22 protein-coding genes are annotated in these 26,385 nt (G+C 58.9%); 15 read left to right on the top strand and 7 right to left on the bottom strand.

Annotated elements, in window-relative coordinates; all coding sequences use genetic code 11:
* Nucleotides 1–67: 67 nt before the first annotated feature.
* On the bottom strand, nt 68–1,858 hold the full coding sequence (locus HMPREF2537_RS07565; protein WP_070527260.1) for a DEAD/DEAH box helicase: 1,791 nt from the start codon (nt 1,856–1,858) through the stop codon (nt 68–70).
* Nucleotides 1,859–1,960: 102 nt separating this feature from the next.
* The gene (locus HMPREF2537_RS07560; RefSeq protein WP_012715089.1) at nt 1,961–2,212 is read right to left on the bottom strand and encodes a DUF3039 domain-containing protein; all 252 of its coding nucleotides are present in this window, start codon (nt 2,210–2,212) and stop codon (nt 1,961–1,963) included.
* A 48-nt stretch (nt 2,213–2,260) separates the two neighbouring features.
* Between HMPREF2537_RS07560 and HMPREF2537_RS12490 the strand changes: the two genes are divergently transcribed.
* The 6 genes from HMPREF2537_RS12490 (at nt 2,261) to galE (ending at nt 8,030) form a co-directional block, all read left to right on the top strand.
* Nucleotides 2,261–2,743, top strand: coding sequence for a DUF3099 domain-containing protein (locus tag HMPREF2537_RS12490; protein WP_083298990.1), 483 nt, complete (start codon nt 2,261–2,263; stop codon nt 2,741–2,743).
* Nucleotides 2,744–2,821: 78 nt separating this feature from the next.
* The gene (locus HMPREF2537_RS07550; protein WP_210383638.1) at nt 2,822–4,363 is read left to right on the top strand and encodes a DUF7782 domain-containing protein; all 1,542 of its coding nucleotides are present in this window, start codon (nt 2,822–2,824) and stop codon (nt 4,361–4,363) included.
* A gap of 99 nt (nt 4,364–4,462) precedes the next feature.
* A complete protein-coding gene (gene dtd, locus HMPREF2537_RS07545) occupies nt 4,463–4,939 on the top strand; it encodes a D-aminoacyl-tRNA deacylase (RefSeq protein WP_070527251.1) in 477 nt (158 codons plus the stop codon).
* A 139-nt stretch (nt 4,940–5,078) separates the two neighbouring features.
* Nucleotides 5,079–6,074: a sigma-70 family RNA polymerase sigma factor gene (locus tag HMPREF2537_RS07540; RefSeq protein WP_046648202.1), complete on the top strand. Its 996-nt coding sequence runs from the start codon at nt 5,079–5,081 to the stop codon at nt 6,072–6,074.
* Nucleotides 6,075–6,361: 287 nt separating this feature from the next.
* A complete protein-coding gene (locus HMPREF2537_RS07535; protein ID WP_070527248.1) occupies nt 6,362–7,042 on the top strand; it encodes a metal-dependent transcriptional regulator in 681 nt (226 codons plus the stop codon).
* Between the two features lie 4 nt (nt 7,043–7,046).
* On the top strand, nt 7,047–8,030 hold the full coding sequence (galE, locus tag HMPREF2537_RS07530) for a UDP-glucose 4-epimerase GalE (RefSeq protein WP_070527245.1): 984 nt from the start codon (nt 7,047–7,049) through the stop codon (nt 8,028–8,030).
* On the opposite strand, the gene HMPREF2537_RS07525 is transcribed toward galE, so the two are convergent.
* A complete protein-coding gene (locus HMPREF2537_RS07525; RefSeq protein ID WP_070527242.1) occupies nt 7,987–9,135 on the bottom strand; it encodes a DUF4192 domain-containing protein in 1,149 nt (382 codons plus the stop codon). The two genes, galE and HMPREF2537_RS07525, sit on opposite strands and share 44 nt — an antisense overlap.
* Before the next feature lie 352 nt (nt 9,136–9,487).
* Here HMPREF2537_RS07525 and HMPREF2537_RS07520 point away from each other — a divergent pair, with 352 nt between their 5' ends.
* The 5 genes from HMPREF2537_RS07520 to HMPREF2537_RS07500 all read left to right on the top strand — a co-directional run bounded on the left by HMPREF2537_RS07520 (nt 9,488) and on the right by HMPREF2537_RS07500 (nt 15,651).
* Complete coding sequence (locus tag HMPREF2537_RS07520; RefSeq protein ID WP_070527239.1) at nt 9,488–10,507, top strand: PAC2 family protein; 1,020 nt, start codon at nt 9,488–9,490, stop codon at nt 10,505–10,507.
* Nucleotides 10,508–10,611: 104 nt separating this feature from the next.
* Nucleotides 10,612–13,185, top strand: a complete 2,574-nt coding sequence (locus HMPREF2537_RS07515) for a DEAD/DEAH box helicase (protein ID WP_070527236.1) — start codon at nt 10,612–10,614, stop codon at nt 13,183–13,185.
* 181 nt (nt 13,186–13,366) lie between these two features.
* Nucleotides 13,367–14,392: a PTS sugar transporter subunit IIC gene (locus HMPREF2537_RS07510; protein ID WP_371325764.1), complete on the top strand. Its 1,026-nt coding sequence runs from the start codon at nt 13,367–13,369 to the stop codon at nt 14,390–14,392.
* 28 nt (nt 14,393–14,420) lie between these two features.
* On the top strand, nt 14,421–14,798 hold the full coding sequence (locus tag HMPREF2537_RS07505; protein ID WP_070527229.1) for a hypothetical protein: 378 nt from the start codon (nt 14,421–14,423) through the stop codon (nt 14,796–14,798).
* Nucleotides 14,799–14,940: 142 nt separating this feature from the next.
* Nucleotides 14,941–15,651 carry a VIT1/CCC1 transporter family protein gene (locus HMPREF2537_RS07500; protein ID WP_070527225.1) on the top strand — a complete coding sequence of 237 codons (711 nt, stop codon included), beginning with the start codon at nt 14,941–14,943 and terminating at the stop codon, nt 15,649–15,651.
* A 128-nt stretch (nt 15,652–15,779) separates the two neighbouring features.
* On the opposite strand, the gene HMPREF2537_RS07495 is transcribed toward HMPREF2537_RS07500, so the two are convergent.
* Nucleotides 15,780–16,313, bottom strand: coding sequence for an alkylhydroperoxidase, AhpD family (locus HMPREF2537_RS07495; RefSeq protein ID WP_070446750.1), 534 nt, complete (start codon nt 16,311–16,313; stop codon nt 15,780–15,782).
* A gap of 44 nt (nt 16,314–16,357) precedes the next feature.
* The gene (locus HMPREF2537_RS07490; RefSeq protein WP_010190254.1) at nt 16,358–16,951 is read right to left on the bottom strand and encodes a peroxiredoxin; all 594 of its coding nucleotides are present in this window, start codon (nt 16,949–16,951) and stop codon (nt 16,358–16,360) included.
* Nucleotides 16,952–17,124: 173 nt separating this feature from the next.
* On the opposite strand from HMPREF2537_RS07490, the gene HMPREF2537_RS07485 reads away from it, so the two are divergent.
* Nucleotides 17,125–18,084, top strand: coding sequence for a hydrogen peroxide-inducible genes activator (locus HMPREF2537_RS07485; RefSeq protein ID WP_070527223.1), 960 nt, complete (start codon nt 17,125–17,127; stop codon nt 18,082–18,084).
* A 106-nt stretch (nt 18,085–18,190) separates the two neighbouring features.
* Here the strand turns inward: HMPREF2537_RS07485 and HMPREF2537_RS07480 are convergent, their stop codons facing one another.
* Complete coding sequence (locus HMPREF2537_RS07480) at nt 18,191–19,258, bottom strand: hypothetical protein (protein ID WP_070527220.1); 1,068 nt, start codon at nt 19,256–19,258, stop codon at nt 18,191–18,193.
* A 108-nt stretch (nt 19,259–19,366) separates the two neighbouring features.
* Here HMPREF2537_RS07480 and hrpA point away from each other — a divergent pair, with 108 nt between their 5' ends.
* Nucleotides 19,367–23,242, top strand: a complete 3,876-nt coding sequence (gene hrpA / locus HMPREF2537_RS07475) for an ATP-dependent RNA helicase HrpA (protein WP_070527216.1) — start codon at nt 19,367–19,369, stop codon at nt 23,240–23,242.
* On the opposite strand, the gene nrdR is transcribed toward hrpA, so the two are convergent.
* A complete protein-coding gene (gene nrdR, locus HMPREF2537_RS07470; protein WP_010190258.1) occupies nt 23,239–23,697 on the bottom strand; it encodes a transcriptional regulator NrdR in 459 nt (152 codons plus the stop codon). The genes hrpA and nrdR overlap by 4 nt on opposite strands.
* Nucleotides 23,698–24,448: 751 nt before the next feature.
* Here nrdR and lexA point away from each other — a divergent pair.
* Nucleotides 24,449–25,171 carry a transcriptional repressor LexA gene (gene lexA / locus HMPREF2537_RS07465; RefSeq protein WP_070527213.1) on the top strand — a complete coding sequence of 241 codons (723 nt, stop codon included), beginning with the start codon at nt 24,449–24,451 and terminating at the stop codon, nt 25,169–25,171.
* A gap of 368 nt (nt 25,172–25,539) precedes the next feature.
* Nucleotides 25,540–26,322: a DeoR/GlpR family DNA-binding transcription regulator gene (locus HMPREF2537_RS07460; RefSeq protein ID WP_010190260.1), complete on the top strand. Its 783-nt coding sequence runs from the start codon at nt 25,540–25,542 to the stop codon at nt 26,320–26,322.
* Nucleotides 26,323–26,385 lie beyond the last annotated feature (63 nt).

Genomic DNA, 26,385 nt, shown 5'->3' with positions numbered 1-26,385 from the left:
TTTACGGATTGCTGCCGAGCCTACCCGCGCTACCGGATACTGTGCCGAATTCTACTGCGTCCGCGCGCTACCACTTGCGCAGGTAATCTATGCGCTCCTGGAGCTGCTCAGCATTACACAATGCGGTGGGCGGGCCCCCGCAGGCCTTGCGAGCTTCGGTGTGGATGGCGCCGTGTGGACGTCCGGTGCGTTGGGCGGTGATAGACACTACTGTGTTGAGCTCTTTGCGCAACGCGGAAATCTCATCCACCACACCTGGCTGGGAACCGGCGCTGCTTGCCGACGCCTCCGCCCCGCGCTTGGGCGCATGTGGGGTGCCGTAGAGCTTGCGGCGTTGTTCTTCCGCCGCCTCTGCAGCCCGGCGCGCCTTCTCTTCTGCTTCGCGGCGGTCCAGCTCATCGGACTGCTTCTTGCGCAGAAGGTCCTTGACCTGGTCGGCGTCGAGAAGCCCGGGGATGCCGAGGAAATCCTCTTCTTCATCGGTGATGTTGCCCGTGGTGAACTGCGAGCCGTTGTAGAGCAGTCCTGAGAATTCTGCTTCCGCGCCTAAGGATTCATAGGAAGGCTCGAGCATGTCCGGTTCGGACTTCTTCTTATTGGCGTCCTCGAGCAGCTCATCGTCCCAGCCTTCCTTGTCGGGGTTTTTCTCCCCTCCCAGAACGTGGTCGCGTTGCTTCTCCATGTTCTCGGCAAGTCCCAAGAGCACCGGCACGGAAGGAAGAAAGACTGAGGCTGTCTCGCCGGGCATGCGGGAGCGCACGAAGCGGCCGATGGCCTGTGCGAAGAAGAGCGGTGTCGAAGCAGAGGTGGCATACACGCCCACTGCGAGGCGGGGAACGTCGACGCCCTCCGACACCATGCGCACGGCCACCATCCACTCGTCGGTGGATTCAGAGAACTCCGCAATACGCGCCGAGGAGCCTGGGTCATCGGAGAGGATGACAGAGACTGGGGTATTGGAAATCTGCTTGAGGATCTTGGCGTAGGCGCGCGCGGTTGTCGTGTCGGTAGCGAGCACAAGGCCGCCGGCGTCCGGCATGTTGCGGCGCATCTGCATCAGCCGTGTGTGCGCCGCCTGCAAGACGGTGGGGATCCACTCGCCTTTCGGGTCGAGGGCCGTGCGCCAGGCGCGGGCGGTCTGCTCCGGATTGAGAATATCTCCGAGACGGGCCGCATGTTCCTCACCGGCACTATCGCGCCAGCGGGACTCGCCGGAGTAGCTGAGGAAGACGACGGGGCGCACGACACCGTCAGCAAGCGCATCGCCATAGCCATACGTGTGATCAGAGCGGGATACGAGGTGACCTTCCCCATCCTCCTCGTAGCGCACGAAAGGGATCTGCGAGTCATCGGAGCGGAAGGGAGTACCGGTCAGCGCGAGGCGGTGCTCCGCATCATCATAGGCTTCCCGCACACCATCGCCCCAGCTCTTGGCATCACCGGCGTGGTGGATCTCATCGAGGATCACCAGGGTGCGCCGCGCCGAGGCAACCGCGCGGTGCTTGTACGGGTGCATGCCCACCTGCGCATAGGTCACCACGACACCGTCCATCGCGGGGTTGACTCCCGAGGAGTTTGTGAACTTGGGGTCGAGCGCTAGCCCTACGCGGGAGGCGGATTCCGACCACTGCACTTTGAGGTGCTCGGTGGGCACCACCACGATGACACGCTCTACGGTGCGGTCCGCCATGAGCTCTGTGGCCACACGCAGAGCAAAGGTAGTCTTACCTGCGCCTGGCGTTGCCACCGCCATGAAATCCTTCGGCTTGGTGGTTAGGAACTTATCCAAAGCCGCGCGTTGCCACACGCGAAGCGAACCACTATTGGCAAATCTCTGTGCTGGAGTCTGTGTAGACACGGTCAGCGATTATCCCCCTCTAGTTATCCCAACATCCCGCTTCTCTGAAGTTCTCGATCCTTAATGTTTGGCATCGACGCAGGATGAACGTCGATGCACAGCTTAACGGCGGCGCAAGCTCTTATAGACGCGCTCGCAGTCAGGGCACACGGGCGAACCAGGCTTGGCTTGCTTGGTTACCGGGAAGGTCTCTCCGCACAGGGCAACGACGTACTTGCCGTTGACCGCGGAGTCGAGGATCTGGTTCTTCTTCACGTAGTGGAAGAACTTCGGGGTGTCGTCGTTGGTCGACGTATCCTCGCGGACATCAGGGCGCTCAATAGTCTTAGTCGTCGTACTCACGCCCACTATCATGCCGCATCAGTATCGAAGTTGGCGAGTCCTCCAGCTACGCTGATAGGCATGACCCCTTCGAACTCGCGCGATAACACCCGCCATACCCCACGATCGGGGCAGCGGCGCGGACGTCGATTCGGGCGCGAAACGCACCTCATCACCACGGCAAAACTCGCCCCGGGTCAAGACCGGCATCGCCGCGAGATCATCTACTCCATACTGCAGTTTCTGCGCGTTCCCTCCCTCCTGATATCCGGAGCCATGGTTTATGTTTGGCAGTGGTGGATTCCCGCTGCCCTCGTCGTCGCCGTCACCTTCCCTCTCCCCTGGATCGCTGTGGTCATTGGCAATGGCCGGGGTCAAAAGAAAGACAAACGCGAAAAAGCTGTTTATAAACCAGCCCTTGCCCGGCAAATGGCGCAGGCGCAACGTGAGGAACTCACCAGCGGTTCCCACGGTGAACTGCCCGGCGCGCCTGGGCGGCACAATCCCTCGTCAGGAGCAGACGCAAACAGTACTGCAACTGACACAATTGACCACGAAGATTAGAACATCACTGTTTCCCTCCCCGATGCATTTAAGGATTCTCTTGTGAGCACCCAGCAGCCTTCTCCTTTTGGCCCAGCGATGAACCCGGAACACCCCATCGCGGACGTTGCGGCAGAACTTTCCCGAGTCTTTGCGGACGCAGGGTTTAGTGCGGATGGCATCGCAGGCCACCTGGGACCCGAGTTCACCGAAGCCCTGCATCGCGGAGAGCCCGCCGCAGTTGCCCTGGGCGCAAACGGTGATTCCCGCCTGGACCATCTCATCCGTATCTTCTTGCTACATGAACATGTACCAGCCACGCTGCTTTCCGACGTCCTCGGTGCGCGCCTAGCTGCCCAGCTCATTGATTGCGGTGTCGTGTTCAGCGATGAACACGGCACCGCCTACGTGGCTTATGACATTCGACCGCACATCATCGTGGGCAAGAATCGTGTCGTGTTCTCCGATGTTGATGCATCGCTGGTGGATCACGTACCTGGCTCTGAGCATGTGTTGGGAGTAGGCTCGGCCAGCCTGTCTTTGTTGCATTCCACGCCAACGACACCGGTGGAATCAGTACTAGATTTGGGCACGGGTTCGGGCGTCCAGGTCCTCGGTCAGCTGGATTCTGCGCAACGCATTGTGGCTACCGACGTCCATGAGCGAGCCCTCGAACTCGCCCGCGCCACCGTCCTCGCGGCGGAGGCGGAAGACCGCGTTGAGCTACGCCACGGCTCCTGGTACGAACCGGTTGAGAATGAGCGCTTCGACCGCATTGTGGCTAACCCTCCATTCGTGGTTGGCTTGCCCGAAGTGGGGCATGTCTATCGAGACTCCGGCCTCAACCTGGATGGAGCAAGCGAGCTAGTGGTATCCCAGGCAGTCGAGCATCTCAACCCTGGGGGCACAGCGCACATACTCGCAGCCTGGGTGCATCAAGGCGAAGAATCATGGCAGCAGCGCGTCGCCTCGTGGCTGCCGGATACCGGCGTGGCCGCATGGATCATTCAGCGCGATGTAGCGGACCCAGCGTTATATGTCTCAACCTGGTTGAGCGATGAATCCGTGGATGTTCGCAGCCATGAAGGCCAAGAGCGGTCACGCCGGTGGCTGGAGCACTTCCGTGAAAATGAGGTCACCGGAATCGGGTTTGGTTTCGTGGCCATCCAGCGCATCGGTGAGGACGAGCCCTCGGATATCTTGGCGGAGACCATGGCGCAGCCAGTTATCGATCCGCTCGGCCCTGAAGTGGAAGAGTACTTCGCGCGCGTCGAATGGCTGCGCAACCTGGTGCCGGGTGAATTGGAAACTAAGCATGTGCAGCTGCGCCCCGGGGTGGCCCGTGAAGACGTTGCACTGCCCGATGGAGACCTAGGCATGGGCTTTGAACGCGCGGCGCTGCGGCTCAGCCGCACCGATGGTCCCCGCTGGCAGCACGATGTCGATGAGCATCTCGCTGCCATTGTCGCCGGGCTTAACCCGAATGGTTTGAGCATCGGTGAAACCATCGAGCTCTACGCTGCCGCGCAGGGTTTTGAAGAAGCCGAGTTGGTCAGTGCAGCACTTCCGGCCATCGTGGATCTTATCCGCCATGGGCTTCTCATCCCGACCGAGCTGCTAGCTTTTAGCAACACTGAGTAGCCTCGTTCCTCCGCTACGAGCCACTTTCCTCCTTCAGTCCCCGCAGACTTCTCATCCGAGAAAGAACTCCTCTACAGAAAGGCTGTGTACTTCCCTCCCATGCGTGCTGTTTTAACCCGCGTTTCTGAAGCCTCTGTCACCGTGAACAACGACGTCGTTGGGTCCATTACCTGCCCCGACACCGGCGGCATCCTGGCACTCATTGGTGTATCGCGAGAGGACGTCGAGGCAGGCGGTGACGCCACCGCTAGCGACGGCCCGACCTTGGAAGAGAAGATGGACACGATGGCGCGCAAGATCGCTGAGCTGCGCATCCTCGAGGGCGAAACCAGCGTGGTCGATAGTGGTGCGCCAGTTCTGGTGGTCAGCCAGTTCACTCTCTACGGACGAACCGCGAAAGGCCGCCGCCCTTCGTGGTCAGATGCTGCCCCAGGAGAAGCCGCGGAGCCGGTGATTCAGGGAATTGTTGCGCGCCTGCGCGACCGCGGAATCACCGTGGAGGAAGGCCGCTTCGGAGCGATGATGCGCGTCTCCTCGGTCAACGAAGGGCCATTCACCGTGCTCGTGGAAGTCTAGATGCGGCGCGCCTCCCCCAAAATGGCCTAAAACCTCCTTCTTCCCGTGGGGTGTTAGAACATTTTTCGTGCCACGGGAACTAACTGCGCTGAAAGCTCGTTGTAGGAGATGAACCAAGCCGCAACTTAGGAGGCATGAGATGGCCACATCATCCGCTGCTAGCGTCCAGGACGAGGACGGACAGGAAGTTGACCGCGGCTCACGCCGTAACCAGACAAATGACAATCCCTCCGCGGACTTGGTCCGCGTTTATCTCAACGGAATCGGCAAAACTGCGCTGCTGAGTGCTGAGGACGAGGTTGAGCTCGCACAGGCCATCGAGGTTGGCCTGTACGCCGAGTACAAGCTCGCCAATGCCGAAAAGCTGACCCGCGCTGAGAAGCGCGACCTGAAGATTTTGGCCCGCGAAGGCAAGAAGGCACGCTCCCACCTCCTGGAGGCGAACCTGCGTCTCGTGGTCTCCCTGGCTAAGCGCTATACCGGCCGTGGCATGCCCCTGCTGGACCTCATCCAGGAAGGTAACTTGGGCCTGATTCGTGCGATGGAGAAGTTTGATTATGCCAAGGGCTTCAAGTTCTCCACATATGCAACGTGGTGGATCCGCCAGGCCATTACCCGCGGCATGGCTGACCAGTCCCGCACTATCCGCCTCCCTGTGCACCTGGTAGAGCAGGTAAATAAGCTTTCCCGCATTAAGCGCGAGATGTACCAGTCCTTGGGCCGCGAGGCCACGAATGAGGAGCTCGCTGAAGAATCCGGAATCGAAGAGTCCAAGATCGAGATGCTGCTGCGCCAGTCCCGCGATCCTGTCTCCTTGGACATGCCAGTCGGCACCGATGAGGAAGCCCCGTTGGGTGACTTCATTGAGGATGCTGAAGCAACGGATGCCGAGACCGCTGTGGTGGCCTCCATGCGCCACTCCGATATCCGCTCCGTGATTGGTTCCCTCGAGGAACGCGAACAGGATGTCATCCGCCTGCGCTATGGCTTGGACGATGGTGTCCCGCGAACCCTCGACCAGATTGGCCGCAAGTTCGGCCTCTCTCGTGAGCGCGTTCGCCAAATCGAGCGTGAGGTTATGGCTAAATTGCGCGAGGGTAACCGTGCGGACCGCCTCCGTGAGTACGCGCTCTAAGCCTTAGCTTCCTTCCCAGCCTTAGCCATCGAGGAATGCCCTTGCTGCCCAGTTGACTTGTGTTGCTGGGCCGCAGAGGACGTTGCTCGGTGGCTTTTGTGTTACCGCACGGTGATCCTCAAGGCTTTTCAATCCCGCCCCACTCCCCCTGCCAGACGCACAGTGCTGCGCGCTCTCAGCTTTCGAAAAATGCGCTATTGTTTAAGATATTCTCTTAATAGACTTCTATTACCGCGCCTAAACCTATGTGGCTACGGACCGCCGACAACGCAGAAAGGTAAGCCCACGTGAGGGACCTAGTTGACACCACGGAAATGTATCTGCGAACCATCTACGAGCTCGAAGAGGAAGGTATCACCCCACTGCGCGCTCGAATTGCAGAGCGTTTAGAGCAGTCCGGACCGACCGTCTCCCAGACCGTGGCCCGGATGGAGCGCGATGGACTTCTCCACGTGCGCACCGACCGCAGCCTTGATCTCACTCAGCAGGGCCGCGAATTAGCTACCAACGTCATGCGCAAACACCGCTTGGCTGAGCGGTTGCTCACGGATGTCCTTGGCTTGGATATCCACAAGGTCCACGACGAGGCCTGCCGGTGGGAACACGTGATGAGCGAAGAGGTGGAAAAGCGAGTCGTCGCGGTGCTGGAGGATTCTTCCCGCTCACCATTCGGCAACCCAATCCCCGGTTTGGCACAGCTGGGTATGGCTCCGGTAGAGCTCGACTTGGGTACCCGCGCCATCGACCTTCCCACGGGCCAAGAAACCGAGGCCACCATCGTGCAAATCAATGAGGTCTTGCAAGCTGATAATTCCACCTTCCACGACCTGTATGCCTGCGGCATCCAGGTTGGCTCGCACGTCACCGTGGTCAATGAGAGCGGGACGATTAGGCTGACAACGACATCAGGGCACACCGTCGAGCTTGTCGACGACCTTGCTCACGCTATCCGCGTCAAGGAGGACTAAACCAATGAAGCTGTTAGTTACCGGCGGAGCCGGCTATGTCGGCAGCGTATGCGCGGCCGTCCTCGTTGAAAAAGGCCATGATGTCACCATCATCGACAATTTCTCCACAGGCAACCGCGAGGCCATCCCGGAGAACGCGCGCCTCGTTGAAGGCGACGTGGCTGATGTCGCTCGTGAGGTATTGTCTGAGGGCGGTTTCGAAGGAGTCTTGCACTTCGCGGCGCGCTCCCTCGTGGGCGAATCTATGGAGGCCCCAGCTGACTATTGGCAGCACAACGTGGTCACTACGCTTACGCTGCTTAACGCCATGCGTGAATTCGAGGTCACCAACCTCGTCTTTTCCTCAACCGCTGCCACCTACGGTGAGCCGGCGCAGGTGCCGATCACGGAGACGATGCCCACCCAGCCGACGAACCCTTATGGCGCATCGAAGCTTGCCATCGACTACATGATTACCTCTTATGCCAAGGCCTATGGCTTGGGGGCGACTTCCCTGCGCTACTTCAACGTCGCTGGCGCCTATGGTGATATCGGAGAGAACCGCGAGGTGGAAACCCACCTCATTCCGCTTGTCCTGCAGGTAGCGCTGGGACATCGCGAGAAGATTTTCATCTTTGGCGATGACTACGACACCGCCGATGGCACCGCAGTGCGCGATTACATCCACATTCGTGACTTGGCCGAAGCCCATGTGTTGGCGCTGGAGAGCAATGCCACTGGCACCCACCGCATCTATAACCTCGGCTCCGGGGACGGCTACTCGGTCAAGCAGGTTATTGAGGCCTGCCGCGAAATCACTGGACACCCCATCCCAGCAGAGCTTGCGCCGCGCCGCGCTGGTGACCCTGCGACGCTCGTGGCTTCCTCAGACAAGATTAAATCCGAGCTCGGATGGAACCCGAGCCGCACCGACCTGAAGACCATCGTCACGGATGCTTGGAACTTCACCCGGCAGCTCGGCGAGCGGGCCCATTCCGCTCGGCGCTAAGCGTCTTTTCTGCAGGCTCCTCCCCTAGGGCGTTGTCATAAGCCTTGAGTGCCCCTGTATGAATCGAATCTCGTATCTTTTCGTGCAGGCCATGGCGGTACGCTTGGCACAGCAGCGCGCCGAGGCGGTGGCTGGGAAACTCCTCCGTGACAAGTTGCAATGCTGGCCCGGCGAGGATATCCCACTCCTGCTCCAACTGCGCTAATGCGAAAAGGGTCAGTGCATTCGCCCGCAGCTCCCCGCTGAATGTGCGGGCCGCTGCGAGGAGAAGGTCCGCCCCAGATTCGCCTGCCTTCGCGCAAATATCTACCACGAGGTCACGCGTCCACGTTGTCGCTAACCACACTGCGCAAGATTCCAGTAGCTTGCTATCCTGTTCTGCTTCTTCCACGGATGCGACTTGTTCAAGCGCCCACTGGGCATCCTCAAGAAAGTGATCCAGCAGGTCTGTGCGCTTCTTTCCTTGTGCCACAGCCACCTGCTCGCGATATCGCGTCGCCGCATCGCGAGCTTGCTGCGCTAAGACTTCTGCTTCCTCGGCGTCGAGGTAGCTATTCCCAGGTGCAAAGACCGCAAAGAAATCCTCCCTGTTTAGCTCAGGTACCACATTGTGGTCGACGCAAGAGCGCATCGAGGGGGCGTCGGTTAGCGCCGGTATAGTCCCTTCAACCCACTTCTTCATCGGCCCGCTACCGTCCGCATTGACGGTTCCATGCAGCAAGATATAGGGCTCATTCTGGGTGATTTCCTGGGCATACCACGCGGCGTCGATCTCCACTCCATCCTCAGCGCGGTCCAGGCCATAAAGCCAGTGGGACACTGCCCGCAGTTGGGTAAGAGGCTGCTTCGAGATGAGGAAGGCAAAGACACCTTCGCGGGCATGCTCCGCTAGGAGCGGTGCGATGTCTGTGATTGCTCCTTGGGCATCCGTGATATCGACGCGAGCGAGCGGCCCCATGGCTGGGCCGCGTGGAGTGGTGTCGATGGCCATAAACACCACCGATTCGGTGGGATAGAAACCTAGGAGCCCGGGGATGTTAGCGAGGAGATGACCTGGAGTTGTTATCGGTGGCATACGGTCTGTGTGCGTTGAAAAAGTGTTCATGCCTTGTAGCCTGAACCACCTGCAGTAGCCACCGCTAGGGATACCCCGGCGCGCACGGAATATCTGTGGATAACAAGTCCGGGCTGTCACTCAATCCTTGGGAATCCACTGGGTTATCCACACCAGGGCAAAGGCCAGCCTGGAAGAAGTAGTGACTGTATGGCATGCTTGTACGATCATTACCAGTTCCCGCAGACAGTTCTGCATAGGCAGGCTGCCGGGTATGTGTTCTCCTTGGAGCACCATTTCAGCTGGGAATAGGCAACAAGCCTTAAGCGTTGCATGACACAGAACGCTGAAGAAGTCCGTACGCTCGTTAAGAAGCGCACGATGAGAAGGAGGAGTCACTACCATGCAGGAAGAACAGCGCCGCATGTATGAACTGGAGTATCCCGCTCCAGTGGTCAAGGATGATTCGACTCCAGACAACGGCCCCACGATGATCGTTGCTATGAACGGTTATGCCGACGCCGGACAGGCCGTCGAAGCCAGTGCCGATCACCTCAAGGCCGCTTTAGAAAACCGCCAGCTGGCCTCGTTTAACAATGATGAGCTCATTGATTACCGCTCGCGCCGCCCCGCCGTCACCATCGATCATGACCGCACGATGGAGATTGAGAACACTGACTTAGGTATCAAGGTGCTGCGGGATAACTCTGGCACTCCATTCTTGCTTCTTTCGGGCCCTGAACCGGACTTGCGGTGGGAGGCCTTTACGGATGCGGTGGTGAACTTGGTCGAAAAATTCGATATCAAGAACACCATCATGCTCTACTCGGCCCCCATGCCGGTGCCACACACCCGCCCCACTGTAGTAACGGCGCACGGCAATTCCCCGGAGCTCCTTAACTCAATGGTGCGCATGGAATCCACCATGATGGTCCCCGGCGCCGCCGCCCTGTATATCGAGCGAGCTTTGGACAAGAAGGGCCGCCGCGTCGCCGGGTACACCGCTCATGTTCCGCATTACCTGGCCGCCTCCCCGTACCCGTCGGCCACGCTGCGTCTTTTGGATTCGGTGGCGAGCGCAGCTGGCCTCAACATCCCACTGGGCAGCTTGGAAGCAGACGTGACTCGCGTTAACCAGCAGTTGGAGGAGCAGGTTACCAACTCTGAGGAAATTGCAGGCGTGGTCCACCAGCTGGAGGAGCAATATGACGCTTACATGGAGCGCTACCGCTCCCGCCACCCGCAGGCCATTATGCCGGGCGAAGAGCATATGCCTACTGGTGAGGAAATCGGAGCAGACTTCGAAGCTTTCCTCGCGGGCCTCGACGACAACCCGGATATCCTCTCCGAAGAGATCGATGACCGCGAAGACAACTACGGGCGGGAGCAAGGCCCCGGCTCGGATATGGATGATGACGTCTAATCGCGGTTAGGTATACCGCACGAACACAAGCACCGAGAACAGCCCTCCGGGGGACTCTAGGGCGGAGGCCTAGTCCGCGGTGCTTTTCGCCTAAGGTGGGACGGGTGAACCTTTCTCAGATGTTGCCCGATCTCGCCGAAGTCCCCGAGTCGATGGTTGATGAGGCCATCTGGGACACATTTTTGTCCTGGACTTCTGGCCGTGGTATTTCGCTTTACCCAGCGCAGGAAGAAGCCTCCCTCGGCATTCTTGCCGGGGATAACGTCATCCTGGCAACTCCCACTGGTTCCGGCAAATCCATGGTGGCCAACGCCGCCCACTTCATTGCTTTGGCGCGCGGCCAGCGCAGCTTCTACACCGCACCCATCAAGGCCTTGGTGAGCGAAAAATTCTTCGCGCTCTGCGAGATTTTCGGCCCCGAGAACGTCGGCATGATGACCGGTGATGCCACGGTCAACGGCTCCGCTCCCATCATCGCCGCGACGGCTGAGATTGTGGCCAATATTGCGCTGCGTGATGGCGCGGAAGCCGCCATTGATCAGGTAATCATGGATGAGTTCCATTACTACTCCGAGCCTGATCGCGGCTGGGCCTGGCAGGTTCCGCTGTTGGAGCTACCGAAGGCCCAATTCTTGCTCATGTCCGCCACCTTGGGCGATACCGCCTGGCTGGAGAAGGATTTGACGGAGCGTACCGGCCGTACGACGACTCTGGTAGCGGGAACAACTCGCCCAGTGCCCCTCGACTTCTCTTATGTCTTTTCCGCGGTCCACGAAACCATCGAAGAATTGCTCGCCGATGGCAAGGCCCCTGTCTATGTCGTCCACTTCTCCCAGCGCGAGGCCTCAGAGCGCGCGCAGGCGTTGACTTCCCTGTCGAAGATCATCACCCCGGAGGAGAAGGAGGCCATTGCAGCTGAGCTCGCGGGCTTCCGCTTCACCACGACGTTTGGCAAAGACCTCTCTAAGCTTCTGCGTAAGGGAATCGGTGTGCACCACGCTGGTATGTTGCCGAAATATCGGCGCTTGGTTGAGCGCCTGGCCCAGAAGGGCCTTCTCAAGATTATTTGCGGCACCGATACTTTGGGCGTGGGCATCAACGTCCCCATTCGCACAGTCCTGATGACCGGCCTTGCCAAATATGATGGAACCCGCCAGCGCATTCTGAAGTCTCGCGAGTTTCACCAGATTGCCGGCCGCGCTGGCCGCGCCGGTTATGACACGGAAGGCACCGTCGTCGTGCAGGCGCCGGAGTATGAGATTGAGAACGCCAAGGCGCGGCGCCGTGTGGGCGATGACCCAGCAAGGCTCAAGAAGCTGAAAAAGAAGTCTGCGCGCGACGGTGAAGTGTCGTGGTCGGAACAGACTTACGCACGGCTTATCGACGCCGAACCGGAGCAACTAACGTCCCAATTCCGAGTGTCCAATTCCATGTTGCTCAACGTGCTCGCCCGGCACGGCAACGGCTACGAGCATCTCAAGCACCTGCTGCGCACCAGCCACAACACGCGTGCCCGCCAGAACGAGGACATCCTGACGGCATTGAGTCTGTTCCGGGGACTTCTCAATTCGGGCGTGGTGCAAAAGTCTACGAAGGGGCTCGATATCTACGGCCGTCCCTACCACGTCGTGCGAGAGATGCCGCGCGATTTCGCCCTCAACCAGCCTTTAGGGCCCTTCGCGCTGGCAGCGCTCACCCTGCTGGATCCCGAGTCCGAGACCTATGCCCTCGATGTCATCTCCGTGTTCGAGGCGGTACTTGATGATCCTCGCCAGGTTCTCATCGCACAGCAAAAGCAGCGACGCGGCGAGGAAATCGCAGCACTCAAGGCGGAGGGCGTGGACTATACCGAGCGCATGGCCATCGTGGAAGACATCACGTGGCCAAAGCCTCTGGAAGAGCTCCTCGAGCAGTCCTATGAGACCTTCTGCCAGACCAACCCATGGGCGAAGGAGTTCGAGCTGCGGCCTAAGTCTGTAGTGCGCGACATGCTGGAGAGCGCCATGACTTTTTCCGATCTCGTCGCCACCTACGGTCTGGCCCGCTCGGAAGGCGTCATTTTGCGCTACCTGACCGATGCCTGGCGCACGCTCAAGCAGTCCATTCCTGCGGAGTTCCTCACAGAGGAACTCGAGGACATTATCGTCTGGCTCGGGGAGCTTATCCGCCAAGTCGATTCTTCGCTTGTCGACGAGTGGGCTGAGATGGCTGGCGAGGACTCCCCCATTTCCCAGGAAGATTTGGACCGCGAGTTGGCCTTCGGAGTCGAGGATCCCACCGCCTTGACCGCGAATCAGCGGGCTTTCAGCATCATGGTGCGCAACTACTTCTTCCGCCTTGCCCAACTCTTTGCGTTGGAGAAGGAAGAGCGCTTGGCAGACCTGTTGGACTACTTGGAGGAGATTCCTGACTTTAGCCGTGCCCTCGATGACTACTTCGATGACTACGATGACATTGACACTGGGCCAGCGGCTAGGGGCCAGGAATACTTCCTCCTGGACAAGGGCGACGCAGGTTCGGGCGCTCGTGGCGTTGGCGGCTCGCGGTCGTGGACCGTGCGTCAGATCCTTAAGGACCCAGAGGGTGATAATTCCTATCAGCTCGTTGGCACCGTAGATCTCGATGCCTCCGATGAAGCCGGGGAGGTACGGCTATCCGAGCTGCGCGTGGAGTACTAGGGCGCATAAGCAGGGACTATTAATACCCCCCTTTCTGAATTAATATTTTCTACACACCGCATATTATGCGTATGATTGGGGAATGAGTACGCCACAGCAGATAGACGAACGCAAGCTTTCCCCTATCCCTCACGCCAGCGCAGCGCCTGCGGCCGAGCGCCTCACCCCCGGCTCCTTCACCATGAAGGTCCTCAACGGCATCTCCATCGCCGTCGTTGTGTCGCTCGTCCCACAAGCACTGCTCGGTGAATTAGCCAAGGCGCTACTCCCCTTGTGGTCCGGCGCAGCCACCGTCATTGCACTGACGGGCTTAGCCGCAAGCCTCTTGCCGGTAATGATTGGTGTCCTCGTGGGCATCGAATTCAAGATGACCCCCATCCAGACTGCTGCGGTCGGCATTGCTTCCTTCTGCGGCTCAGGCGTGGCCACTGTTAATCCCGAAGGCGGTTTCTTCCTCAAAGGCACCGGTCTTGTTATCAACTCAGGCCTTACCGCAGCCATAGCAGTGGGATTATTGCTCTTTATCGGCGACAGGCTGAAAAATTACTCTATTTTGTTGCTATCCACCATCGTGACGCTGGTGGCGGGCACCATCGGTTGGGCTGTCACCTTCCCCATCGTCAAGGTCTTCACTCTTTGGCTGGGCAACTTGGTCAATGGGGCAACTACTTTGCAGCCGGTTCTCATGGGTGTTGTCCTCGCCGTCCTTTTCGCCATCATGATTGTCTCTCCAGTCTCCACAGTCGGCATTGCCACTGCCATCTTCATTGACGGCATCGCCTCCGGTACCGCGAACCTGGGCGCCGTCGCCGCTGGGTTCACACTCCTCGTTGCCGGCTGGCGCGTCAACGGCTTCGCCACCTCTATCCTGCATGTTTTGGGTTCCCCGAAGGTGCAAATGGCCAACATGCTATCCAAGCCAGTCACCTTCCTGCCCGTGATATGCTCCGCTGCCGTGCTGGGCGGCGTCGGTGGCGCTTTAGGAATCTCCGGCACCCCTATCTCTGCTGGCTTTGGCATCTCCGGCCTCATGGGCCCACTGGCAGCCCTCAATTACGAAGGCTGGGGTTGGAGCGCCAGCAACGTGATGATTATTACCTTCGTTTATGTCATCCTTCCCCTCGCCCTTGCGCTGCTCTTTTGCTGGCTCTTTGAAAAGGTTCTGCACCTGACTAGGGCTGAGTACTTTTCTCTCGACTTTAAGTAGGTATCCGGGGAGTACAGTGGGGACCGCTATGAACGAACAGAACACCCCGCCCACCGGCATCCGCCTCGCAGGCGTTCATTTTGAGACGCACGAAGACGCCGTCACCGTGCATTGGCTCCTTGGAGGAATGCCCCACCACCGTGACGTCGTGTTCACCCTGCACACCCTCGATCTGGAGCTCACCGCTCACTTCGAACAAGAGCAGCTCACGTCGATGGAAATCTCTTCCTTCGGCGAGGACACCAGGGACGCCCACCGTCGGGTTGATTACCCCTACGAGTACACCCCGGAAGAGTTGACTGTTACCCTCCCCACCGCTCATTTCAACCTCTCGGAAGAAGTGTTTACCATGGCTCTTTCCGTGGACGGTGCGGCATGCGGTGAATGGACCGGCACTATAATCTAAGCCTTCACTCTCTGCATTCAGCTAAGCCTACACACGCTTTACAAGGCCCTGACCAGCGGCGATACTGGAACATAAGAAGTTCTCTAGACAACTGCGAAAGCACTAGAGAGCCACGCATATTCTGGTATCCAAGGAGCTGGCAATGCCACAACATATCAGCGAACCCCACGGAGCCTCACACAACGCTCGTCTGAACTCTCTTCGCGCAGGTGTACTTGGGGCTAACGACGGCATCGTCTCCGTCGCGGCACTTCTACTTGGCGTCGTTGGTTCTGGGGCGTCGGCAAGCGCCATCCTCACCGCCGGCCTAGCCGCAACGGTGTCGGGCGCTGCCTCCATGGCACTCGGAGAATATGTCTCTGTTTCGGCACAACGCGACTCCGAGCGCATGATGATAGACAAGGAGACCCGCGAGCTGGCAGATCTCCCCGAGCAAGAGCATGCCGAGCTCGTTTCTATGCTCGCCAGCTACGGCATGCATACCGAAACCGCGGATACTGCCGCCCGCGAGATCGCTGCCGAAGATAGACTTCTCGAGGCACACCTTCGACTGGAGATGGGCATTGATGGCGAAGACCTGACAAATCCTTGGCACGCCGCGTTGTGGTCGGCCGTATCCTTCCTTGCCGGCGCCGCACTCCCCCTGTTATCAATCTTCCTCGCACCCATGAGCATGGCTGCAGCAACAGTCGCCATTGTTACCCTGATCGCCCTGGCAATCACGGGCTACGTTTCGGCACGCCTCGCTGACACGGATGCCGCGCGCTCCGTCTGCCGCCTGGTTATCGGTGGTGCGCTCGGCTTAGCCATCACCTATGGCATCGGCGTAGCCTTCGGCGGGGTCATCGGCTAGCCCATGCTAGGACACTTTCCTCTGCCCCAGGTCCGGGCCCAAGCCGACAATGCACAAAGTCCCACTCACCGCAGTGCGAGCGGTGAGTGGGACTGCTTAACTGCGCTTGGGAAAGCGCACTGAGTCATTTACTCAGCGGAGCGTACGGCTTCGGCCTGGAGCGCTTGTGCAACGGCCTCAACCACACCAGCGACCTTGATGCCTTCCCAAATCTGCTCCTTGGTCACGCCTTCCTCGAGGAGAGTATTAGCGTGTGCGGACAGGCAGTGCTCGCAGCCGTTGATGGCGGAGACGACGGTGCTCCACAGCTCGAACGTAGCCTTGTCTACGCCAGGCTTAGCAATGATATTCATGCGCAGACCAAACTTGACCTGGGCAAAATCATCACCCAACCAGCTCTTTGCGCGGTAGGCCACGTTGTTCATAGCCATCACCGTGGCGGAGCCGAGAGCTGCGTCAATTGCCTCCTCGCTGAGGTGCTCGCGAGCTTCCTCAAGAATCTCCGACAGCACCAGGTCATTGCGGGTCGCAGCGGCGGCAGCAACCAAGCTGCCCCACAGCTGCTCCTCATTCAGCTCGGTGCTACGCGTAAGGGAACCAATGTTGAGCTTCTGATCCTTGGCATATGCCGGAAGCGCGGACTTCAGATTTTCGATGGACACTGATCTAACTCCTTTAAGGTTGGGCGGTTGTGCTTAGTGCTGTTTTACAGAGCGGACTTAACAACCTCGAGCTTGTCGATGTTCTTGGTCGGGTCATTAGCCTCCCAGTTGCAGGCACAGACCTCTTCAGACTGCAGGGCGTCCAGCACGCGCAGAACTTCATCTACGTTGCGGCCGACAGCATCCGGAGTCACGGACACGAACTGGATAACACCGTCCGGGTCGATGATGAAGGTAGCGCGGTCAGCAACACCGTCGGCGTTTTCCACACCGAGGGCACGGATCAGGTCGTGGCGAATATCAGAGAACATCGGGAACGGAACTTCCTTCAGCTCCGGATGGGTTGCACGCCAGTTGAAGTGCGCGAACTCGTTATCGGTGGAGCCGCCAAGAACCTGGGTATCGCGGTCCAGGAATTCCTCGTTCAGCTTGCCAAAGGCCGCAATTTCAGTCGGGCAGACGAAGGTGAAGTCCTTCGGGTAGAAGAACACGACCTTCCACATTCCCTGGTACTTGTCCAGAGATACCTGCTCGAAGTAGTCCTCCGGCTGGTTAGCGTTGACGTCGTGGAGGTCGCCACCCTTCAGCGCGGTCAGCTCGAACTCCGGGAACTTCTCACCAACGGTCAAGATAGGCATAGAAGACTCATCTCCTTCAATAGTCACAACAATGCACAAAAGTGATGCAAATCTCTACGACCGCACACCACTTTGCCTTTTGGCTGGTACGCAGTCGCTCGCTTGTTAAGTATGCCACGGAAGGCTTGGCACGTCAATAGGCTCCACGAATTAGAGATGTTAGAGTTATAGGCATGAACAATAAGGAGTATCGCCCAACCCTCGCCCAGTTGCGCACCTTCGTCACGATTGCGGAAAACAAGCACTTTGGAACCGCAGCCGCCAAACTCGATATCTCCCAACCTTCGCTCTCCCAGGCCCTCGTCGCACTCGAGCAAGGTTTGGGAGTACAGCTGATCGAACGCTCGACCCGCAAGGTCATCGTGACGTCCACAGGTGAAGCGCTACTGCCTTATGCCAAGACAGCACTCGAAGCTTCCGATGCTTTCCTCAGCCAAGCGCGCGGCGCTAGCGGCACGCTTACCGGCCCCCTCACTATCGGCATCATCCCCACCATCGCGCCCTATATTTTGCCGGGACTGCTGCAGTCCATCAGCGCAACCTATCCCGATTTAGAACCCCGCTTCGTCGAGGAACAGACCCAGCACCTGCTGGACAAGCTGCGCGAGGGCAACCTGGACCTGGCCATTGTTGCTCTGCCCACCGAAGCCCCCGGAATGGTGGAGATTCCTCTCTACAGCGAGGCCTTCACCGCAGTCACCCCGGCAGAGCACCCACTTGCGGGTCGAAAGGATCTCACGCTCGAGGATCTAGGGCACCTTGATCTGCTCCTGCTTGACGACGGCCACTGTCTCCGCGACCAAGTCCTCGACCTGTGCCGCCGCGCGAAGGTCAATCCCTCCGAAGCCACCAATGCCGTCACTCGAGCCTCATCGCTGACTACTATCTTGCAGCTGGTCATGGGAAACCTCGGCGCCACTCTCGTCCCCGAGTCCGCCCTGGCAACGGAATGCCAGAATCCGCGGCTCTCCGTCGCACACTTTGCCCCTTCTGTCACGGCGGAGCGGCACGTGGGGCTTGTCTTCCGCTCTTCCGCTGCCCGTGCCGATGAGTTCAGCGCTTTCGGGACCTTGGTCACCGCTGCCTTCCACGACGCCGCGGAGCGTTCCCGGACACTTTTCACGGCCTCCTAACTGTTCCCCAGCTCCAGCATCAGAGCTAAAGAAGACGACAACGCCGCCCCTAACTCACCTCATGAAGTCAGGGGCGGCGTTGCATATCGATTCGACAGCTTAAGCCTTAGGCTGCAGGAGCATAGCGACCCTGGCACTGGCGGCACAGGTGTGCGGTTGCCAGCTGCAGTGCCGGCGCGATGATGATCAGTGCCAAGCCCAGGGTGATGAGGGAGGCGAAAGCCATCAGACCGGACAGGACAATGAACAGCAAGATGTGACCGTAGTTTTCCTTGCCCAGCTTCAGACCCTGGGAGAAAGCCTCACCAACGGAGGAGCTATCGGCTGCCAACCACGGCATGAGAGTGAAGAAGGGCTGAATGAACAGCGCAATCAGCATGACGATGATGACTCCGCCGAAGATAGAGCCAACGAGTGCAAAAATATCATTTTCACTGAGCTGCTCTGGGTTCTGGAGGTCCACACCTGCCACACCACCGAGGCCCACCATAAGCAGGCCGACGATGACAATCACCAAGACAATCGCACCAAGAATGCCCAAGACGATGTTCACCACGAGCGGCGGTACCCAGCGAACACCCTGGAACAGGGTGCCCCATGTGGGGCTCGGCTTGTCGATTTCACGGTAGGCCAAACGATAAACAACCAGAGCAATGACAAAGGACAGGATGGACACCGCGAAGGAGAAGAGGTCCAACATAATGGAGGTCTCCGCCCCATCGGCGTTCTGCGCACCAACGCTGATTCCAATTTGTGGAACAAACTGAATAGCAAACACGACGACGGCGCCCAGCACCCACAAAAGTGCGTTACTGAGCGCGGCTTTGAAGCCCCACTTGATAGCTTCGATAGCGCTGACCGGACCGGTGTAGGCCGGGCCGGCGCCTGGGCCTGGGCCGGCGTAGCTGGAATCGCTTCCATAGCCCGCGCCGGCATAGCCCGGCTGGCCGGCTTCGTACCCGCCATAGGCCTGGGAGCCGTAGGCGCCGCCGCCATAATTGCCGTAGCTGCTGGATTGGCCGAAACCGGCCTGATCTTCTGGGTGAGAAGTGGGCTCGTATTTGGGAAGCCCGCCGTTATTTCCGGAGGAGTCGCCGGAGCTATGAGCCGGGTTGCTGCCAAAGCCTCTGTTGGAGCCGTTATCCTCCGGCTTCGATTCAAAAGGATTAGTCATAATTCATACCCTTCATTGATTAGTGTTCACGCAATAAACACAAGGGTACCAATATCTCCACCTCGACCTGTGAGCGAATAGCCTTCCGAGTAGACTTTTAGGTCGATTATGACTGCTACTCGCGAAGACCTTTACGGCGCTCTCACTTCGGTTTCCTTGAGTGATGAGCGCGCTTTCCGCCGTCGCCTGCGCAAGGCCCGCTCCCCCAAGGCCCTGGATGCCATTGGAGCCGATATCGCAGCCGCCCAAGACAAGGTGCGCACCATCGATGCACATGTGCCACCCATTACCTACGCCGAACAGCTTCCCGTCACTGGGCGCCGCGATGATATCGCCGAAGCTATCGATAATAATCAGGTAGTCATCATCGCCGGTGAGACTGGTTCGGGAAAGACCACCCAGATTCCCAAAATCTGTTTGGAGCTCGGCCGCGGGCGCCGAGGGCTCATTGGGCACACTCAGCCACGCCGTTTGGCAGCGCGCACGGTTGCTGAGCGCATTGCAGAAGAGCTTGACCAGCCCATCGGGGACTCAGTCGGCTATGCCATCCGCTTCGATGACCGAGTCTCCTCCACCACCGCTGTGAAACTCATGACGGACGGTATCTTGCTGGCAGAAATGCAGCGTGACCGCTTCCTCAACGCCTATGACACGATCATCATCGATGAGGCACACGAGCGTTCGCTCAACATTGACTTCCTTCTCGGGTACCTCAAAAGGCTGCTGCCCAAACGCCCAGACCTGAAGGTGATCATCACCTCCGCCACGATTGACCCGGAGCGCTTTGCCAAGCACTTCGCTGACGCAAACGGTACGCCAGCGCCGATCATCGAGGTCTCCGGGCGTACCTACCCCGTGGAGATCCGCTACCGCCCGCTCGAGGTCGAATCAGGTGGAAAGACCATCGACCTCGATCCCTTGGACGCCCTCTGCGAAGCCATCGAAGAACTCATGACCGAAGGCGAAGGAGACATTCTGTGCTTCTTCCCGGGCGAGCGCGATATCCGCGACGCCATGGAAGCCATCGAAGGGCGCCATTGGCGCAACGTGGAGGTCACTCCGCTCTTCGGACGCCTGTCCAACCAGGAACAACATCGTGTCTTCCGCTCACACCGCGGTCGCCGCATCGTGCTCTCCACCAACATTGCTGAGACCTCATTGACGGTGCCTGGCATTCGCTACGTCGTCGACACGGGCACCGCGCGCATCTCGCGCTATTCCACTCGCACCAAGGTGCAGAGACTGCCCATTGAGCCGATCTCCCAAGCAAGCGCTAACCAGCGCTCAGGCCGGTGTGGTCGCGTTGCCGATGGCATTGCCATCCGCCTCTACAGTGAACAGGACTTCCTCTCCCGGCCGGAATTCACCGACCCTGAGATCCTGCGCACCAACCTGGCCAGCGTCATCCTGCAAATGATCTCGCTGCGCCTCGGTGATATCGCTGACTTCCCCTTTGTGCAATCCCCCGAACCGAAGGCCGTGCGCGATGGCCTGCTCCTCCTCCACGAATTGGGCGCACTCGAGGGCAAAGAAAAAGATGGGCTGCCGGTCCTGACACGCATCGGGCGAGATCTCGCCCGCATCCCCGTGGATCCGCGCATGGCCCGCATGCTCGTTGAAGCCAACACCTCCGGATGCCTCCACGACGTCATGGTCATCGTTGCCGCAATGACCATCCAGGATGTGCGTGAGCGGCCTACCGACAAGCAAGCGCAGGCTGACCAGGCCCATGCTCGTTTTAAAGACAAGACTTCAGACTTTATGGCAATGCTCAACCTGTGGGACTTTGTCCAAGAAGCCCGCGAGGAGATGAGCGGCAATGCTTTCCGCAAACGGATGAAGGCCGATTTCCTGCACTATATGCGCATCCGCGAGTGGTTCGACCTGGTGCGGCAGCTGCGGGACGTCGCCAAGCAGCTCGGTTGGAACGCTCAAGAGGGCACCGAGCGGCGCCCCGATGACATCCACATGTCGTTGCTCTCTGGCCTGTTGTCCAATATCGGCGCACGTGACGGTAACTCCAAGGAGTTCATTGGCGCACGCAATACCCGCTTCCTGGTTTTCCCGGGATCAGCGCTTGCGAAGAAACCACCGGAGTTCCTCATGGCAGCCGAGCTGGTGGAAACCTCGCGACTGTGGGCACGCGATGTTGCCGCCATCGACCCGGCCTGGGTGGAAAAACTGGCGAAGGATCTGTTGAAACACAACTATTCCGATCCAACATGGTCACGCAAGCGCGGCTCAGCGGTAGTTACCCAACGCTCGACGTTGTACGGTGTCACCGTGGTCGCGGACCGTACGGTGCCCTACCACCGCGTCGATCCTGCGGCGGCACGCGACATGTTCATTCGCAATGCGCTTGTCGACGGCGAATGGACCACCCACCATCACTTCTTCCACGACAACAAGCGCAAGCTTGCCGAGGCCTCCGAATATGAGGAGAAGGCCCGTCGGCGCGGGCTCGTGGTGGATGAAGACACACTCTTCGACTTCTACGACCAGCGAATCCCCGAATCTGTCACCACTGCTCGGCATTTCGATTCTTGGTGGAAGAAGCAGAAGAACAAGCACTCTTTGGACTTCGACCCAGAAGCGCTCCTGGAAGAGGACCACGCTGTTACAGAGGAGGCTTTCCCCGACCGCTGGCTGAAGGGAAGCATCGATTACGACCTCTCCTATAAATTTGAACCCGGTGACCCCCTCGACGGTGTCACGCTGATGGTTCCCGTCCCGCTCCTCGCGGGCTTGGACTCCGAGGGCTTCGACTGGCTCGTACCCGGCCTGCGACTGGAGCTGGTGACAGAGCTGATTCGCTCACTCCCAAAGGCTCTTCGCCGCACTGTGGTACCAGCACCCGAATTTGCTGAGCGAGCGCTGCCCAAGCTTGTGCCCTATGAAGGCGGGCTTTGTGAACAGCTTGCGGCCGTGCTGCAGGACATGGGCGGCCAAGGCATCAACGCCGGCGATTTCCGCCCGGATCAACTCCCACCCCACCTGCGGATGAACTATGCCGCAGTGGATAAGCGGGGCAAGGTTATTGATTCCGACCGCAATCTGCAGGCTTTGGTCCAACGCCAGGCCGGGCATATTTCTTCCTCCGTCTCGCGTGTTGGCCGGGCAGCTGAGTCCACTTCCGTCAAGGAATGGTCAAAGGACACGCTTGGTGCTATCGATGAAGAGGTGACCACTGTCGTTGATGGGCACGAGGTCACCGCCTATCCGGCACTCGTAGCCACGAAGGAAGGTGTCGCGCTCAAGGTCCACCCGACAAAAGCGGCTGCCGACGCCTCCATGATCACTGCCACCCTCACCTTGTTGCTTCGGGAAATCTCCGTGAATACGCAACAAATGGTCAAGGGGCTGCCCCTACAGCAGCGGGTAGCTGTCGACTCCTACCCACACGGCGGGGCCAAAGGGTTGGTCAACGATGCACGAGTCGCCGCGGTGCGCGACATCATGATGGACAAGGGCGGGCCTGTAAGAACCCCTGAGGAATTTACCGGCTTGCTGAACGCTGTCAAGCCTGAGGTTCCGGGCCGTGTGCGTCAGGCCGTGGTGGCTATTGCCCCAGGGTTGGCGGAGTACTCCAACCTCAACGCTGAGCTGAAGCACTGGGAGGGGCCGGCAATCGATGATATTCGCGCCCAGCTCGACTTCCTCTTGCCGCCGCACGCCATCACCGTTCATGGGATCCAACACCTGCGCCACCTGCCGCGCTATATCCAGGCTGCACGTATCAGGCTTGATGATATGAACCTGGACCCAGATCGTGACGCTGACCGCCAGGCAGATGTCGACGAGGCCAAGGCATACCTCAATAATCGTTTGCGTTCCTTGCCCGCAGGCCGCGAGAAGACTCGTGAGGTTAAGGAGATCTTGTGGATGATTGAGGAGTTGCGCGTATCGCTCTTCGCACAACGCCTAGGAACCGCTCATGCGGTGTCTGTTCGGAGAATTCAAAAGGCCGCAGATAAATTGCGTTAGAAGCTATCGCGGTCACGCCGCCGCATCAGGCGGATTTCCGATTCAAAATCGTCTGCGCTTTCGAAGGACTTATACACGGAGGCAAAGCGCAGGTAGGCAACCTCATCGAGATCGCGGAGAGGCTCCAAGATGGCTAGGCCAATGTCGTTGGCATTGACTTGGGAGGAACCGTGACTGCGCACGGTCTCCTCGACTTCTTGCGCGAGCTTCTTCAGAGCGTCATCGCTTACATCACGCCCTTGGCACGCGCGTTTGACGCCGCGAATCAGCTTGTCGCGACTGAAGGGCTCAGCCAAGCCATTACGCTTGACTACCGACAGGACCGCTTTCTCAATGGTGGTAAAACGGCCTTTACATGCAGCACATTCGCGACGCCGCCGGATTGAGGTTCCACTATCAATCACACGCGAATCGATGACTCGTGACTGTTCATTGTGACAGAACGGGCAATACACAGTGCCGTAACCTTCCTCTCCGCCGATGCGCTTTGCTTCCCCGGCCCAAGAAATTCTAGCGCGAAGTTGCCACCGCGGTAGCCGAAGCACCATTGACATTAGGAACCTCACTATCGATGCTGAGGCCGCCCCACACTGTTCCAATAAAGACTGCAGCGCCAAAGACCGCGCCCAGAACATAGTTGCCTACGTTCGACCCGCCGCGCCGACTCCGTGGCACACTCCGCTGGAAAGAAACGGAGGATGATGCCGAGCCTGTCGTACGCCCCTGTGTTCTACCGTCCGAAGAAAGCGTTCGAACAACAGTCGTGCCACGTGAAGAAGTAGGTGACAGCTCATGGGCCCGTGTCTGATGCTGCACAGGATCCCAGATTGCCGCCGGCGGGACCAGGACGGCTGGATTGTGAGACTTCCGACGAACATCCCTACGCAGTACAGAGGCGTTATTGAGAGCGATAGCCATGACGGTTCCTTTCTAGATCTTCCTTCTCCATCGACGTAATATCCGAAGTCTAAGAATCCGGGCGGACACTTTCGAACATCACCATCGACCAACCGTTCGATTTAGCGTGTATGTTCGATTTATAGCACCCTCTCGAAAATTTGTCCACATTTCGGCGACGCTAGTCGAACATTTTTTCCTGTCGTGCTAAAAAGGAAAGCGGAAGAACCACCGGCAGCCCCCATACATGCCTGGTACGCCAAAGCCTCGGCCACGAATGTGCACATCGCAATAGTTTTAGGAGAAAGAATGGCCCGCAAACCCAAGCGAAGCGACCACCCTTCCCTCGACACCCTGTCCCCCCGGCAGCGCCGCATCCTAGAGGTTATCCATGATGCCGTAATGCTCCGCGGATACCCGCCAAGCATTCGGGAGATCGGTGATGCCACCGGCCTACAGTCCACATCATCCGTGGCCTACCAACTGAAGCAGCTTGAAGAGAAGGGCTTCCTGCGCCGCGATCCGAACAAGCCACGCGCCGTTGACGTCCGCCACTTCCCCGGTGCCGAAGATTCGAAGAAGCCCGGTCGCAAGACAGGCCAGGCAAACAAGTCTCCAGATCTTTCCACCCCTGATATCCCCGAGGACGCAGCTACGCCGAACTACATCCCGGTTGTCGGCCGCATTGCCGCAGGCTCCCCAATTACCGCCGAAGAAAACGTTGATGCTTATTTCCCCATGCCGGGCGAAATCCTCGGCAGCGGCGAGCTTTATATGCTGCAGGTCGTGGGCGATTCTATGCAAGACGCCGGAATTCTCAACGGCGATTGGGTGATTATTCGCTCACAATCCGTCGCAGAGGAAGGCGAATTCGTCGCCGCCCTTCTGGACGGCGAAGAGGCCACCGTAAAGGAATTTCACCGCGACTCTTCAGGCGTCTGGCTCCTTCCCCATAATGACGCCTACTCCCCCATCAAGGGCGACGAGGCTGAGATCATGGGCAAGGTAGTGTCAGTTTTCCGCAAGCTCTAGAAATCATCACCTCTCAGCCATCCCCCCAGGGCCCTACCCACCTCGCAGTGCCAGCCCACTCGGTGCGGGCGTAAAGGGCCGGGGGATTTTTTCTTTCTACCCCCTTGTGTGTGTACATGCCCGATTCCTGCCGCTTTGGCGTCCGATATCACACATTTGCATATATGCAGGTTATAGAGGAATTTTTCACTAAGGCCGCAACCGCAATGTGAGGTTTTCTTTGTTTAGTTCCGTTTTCTTCACATTCAGTGGGACAATGGAGGCATCGCCGCAACATTCGTTGCCCTTTTCGTTCACACGCCCCAGCCCCGTTTCCTTTCCGCGGCGGGCGCAGTGACCACCGCAGGCAGACTTCACTGGGAGGAACTATGTACGCAGAAGAGCGTCGCCGACAAATTGCCTCATTGACCGCCGTCGAAGGCCGTGTCAATGTCACCGAACTTTCTGAACGCTTCGATGTTACCGCTGAGACGATTCGCCGCGATCTCGCGGTTTTGGACCGGGAAGGAGTCGTGCACCGAGTCCATGGCGGTGCGGTTGCCTCCCAATCCTTCCAAACCGCGGAGTTAACCCTTGATACCCGTCAACGCTCGGCCACGGGCGCCAAGATGGCCATTGCGCGCGCTGCGCTGGAACAGCTCCCCGATGGCGGCAGCATCTTCCTCGACGCCGGCACCACGACGAATGCGCTTGCTGATCTCATTGGCCAGCGCTATTCGGCAGGTCAGTTCAGCATCGTCTCCAACAGCCTGCCGATCGCCCTTTCGCTAGCCAGCAACGGGGTATCCGAAGTCCAGCTCCTTGGCGGTACCGTACGGGCAATTACCCAGGCCGTGGTTGGTGATACCGCCCTTCGCACCATGGCGCTCATGCGTGCCGACGTGGCTTTTGTCGGCACCAACGCACTGACCATTGATCACGGTCTCTCAACGGCAGACTCGCAAGAGGCTGCGATCAAGTCCGCTTTCGTCACCAATGCGCACCGCGTCGTCGTATTGTGCGATTCTTCAAAGCTGGGCAATGACTACCTCGTGAGCTTTGCATCCCTCGATGAAATTGATGTCGTTATCACCGACGCCGGCGCACCCGCTTCCTACGTTGAAGCGCTGCGTGAGCACGGCGTTGAGGTGATCATTGCTGCAGAAAAGTAGGCGCCTTACCCCCACTAGATCGTTTCAGGAGGTGTGCACCCCTTCATGGTGAGGGGCGCACAC

It is taken from the genome of Corynebacterium sp. HMSC074E01 (genome assembly GCF_001808885.1).
GTDB lineage: Bacteria > Actinomycetota > Actinomycetes > Mycobacteriales > Mycobacteriaceae > Corynebacterium.
Note: the sequence above shows the minus strand (reverse complement) of the source record. Positions and strands in the feature narration are given on the sequence as shown.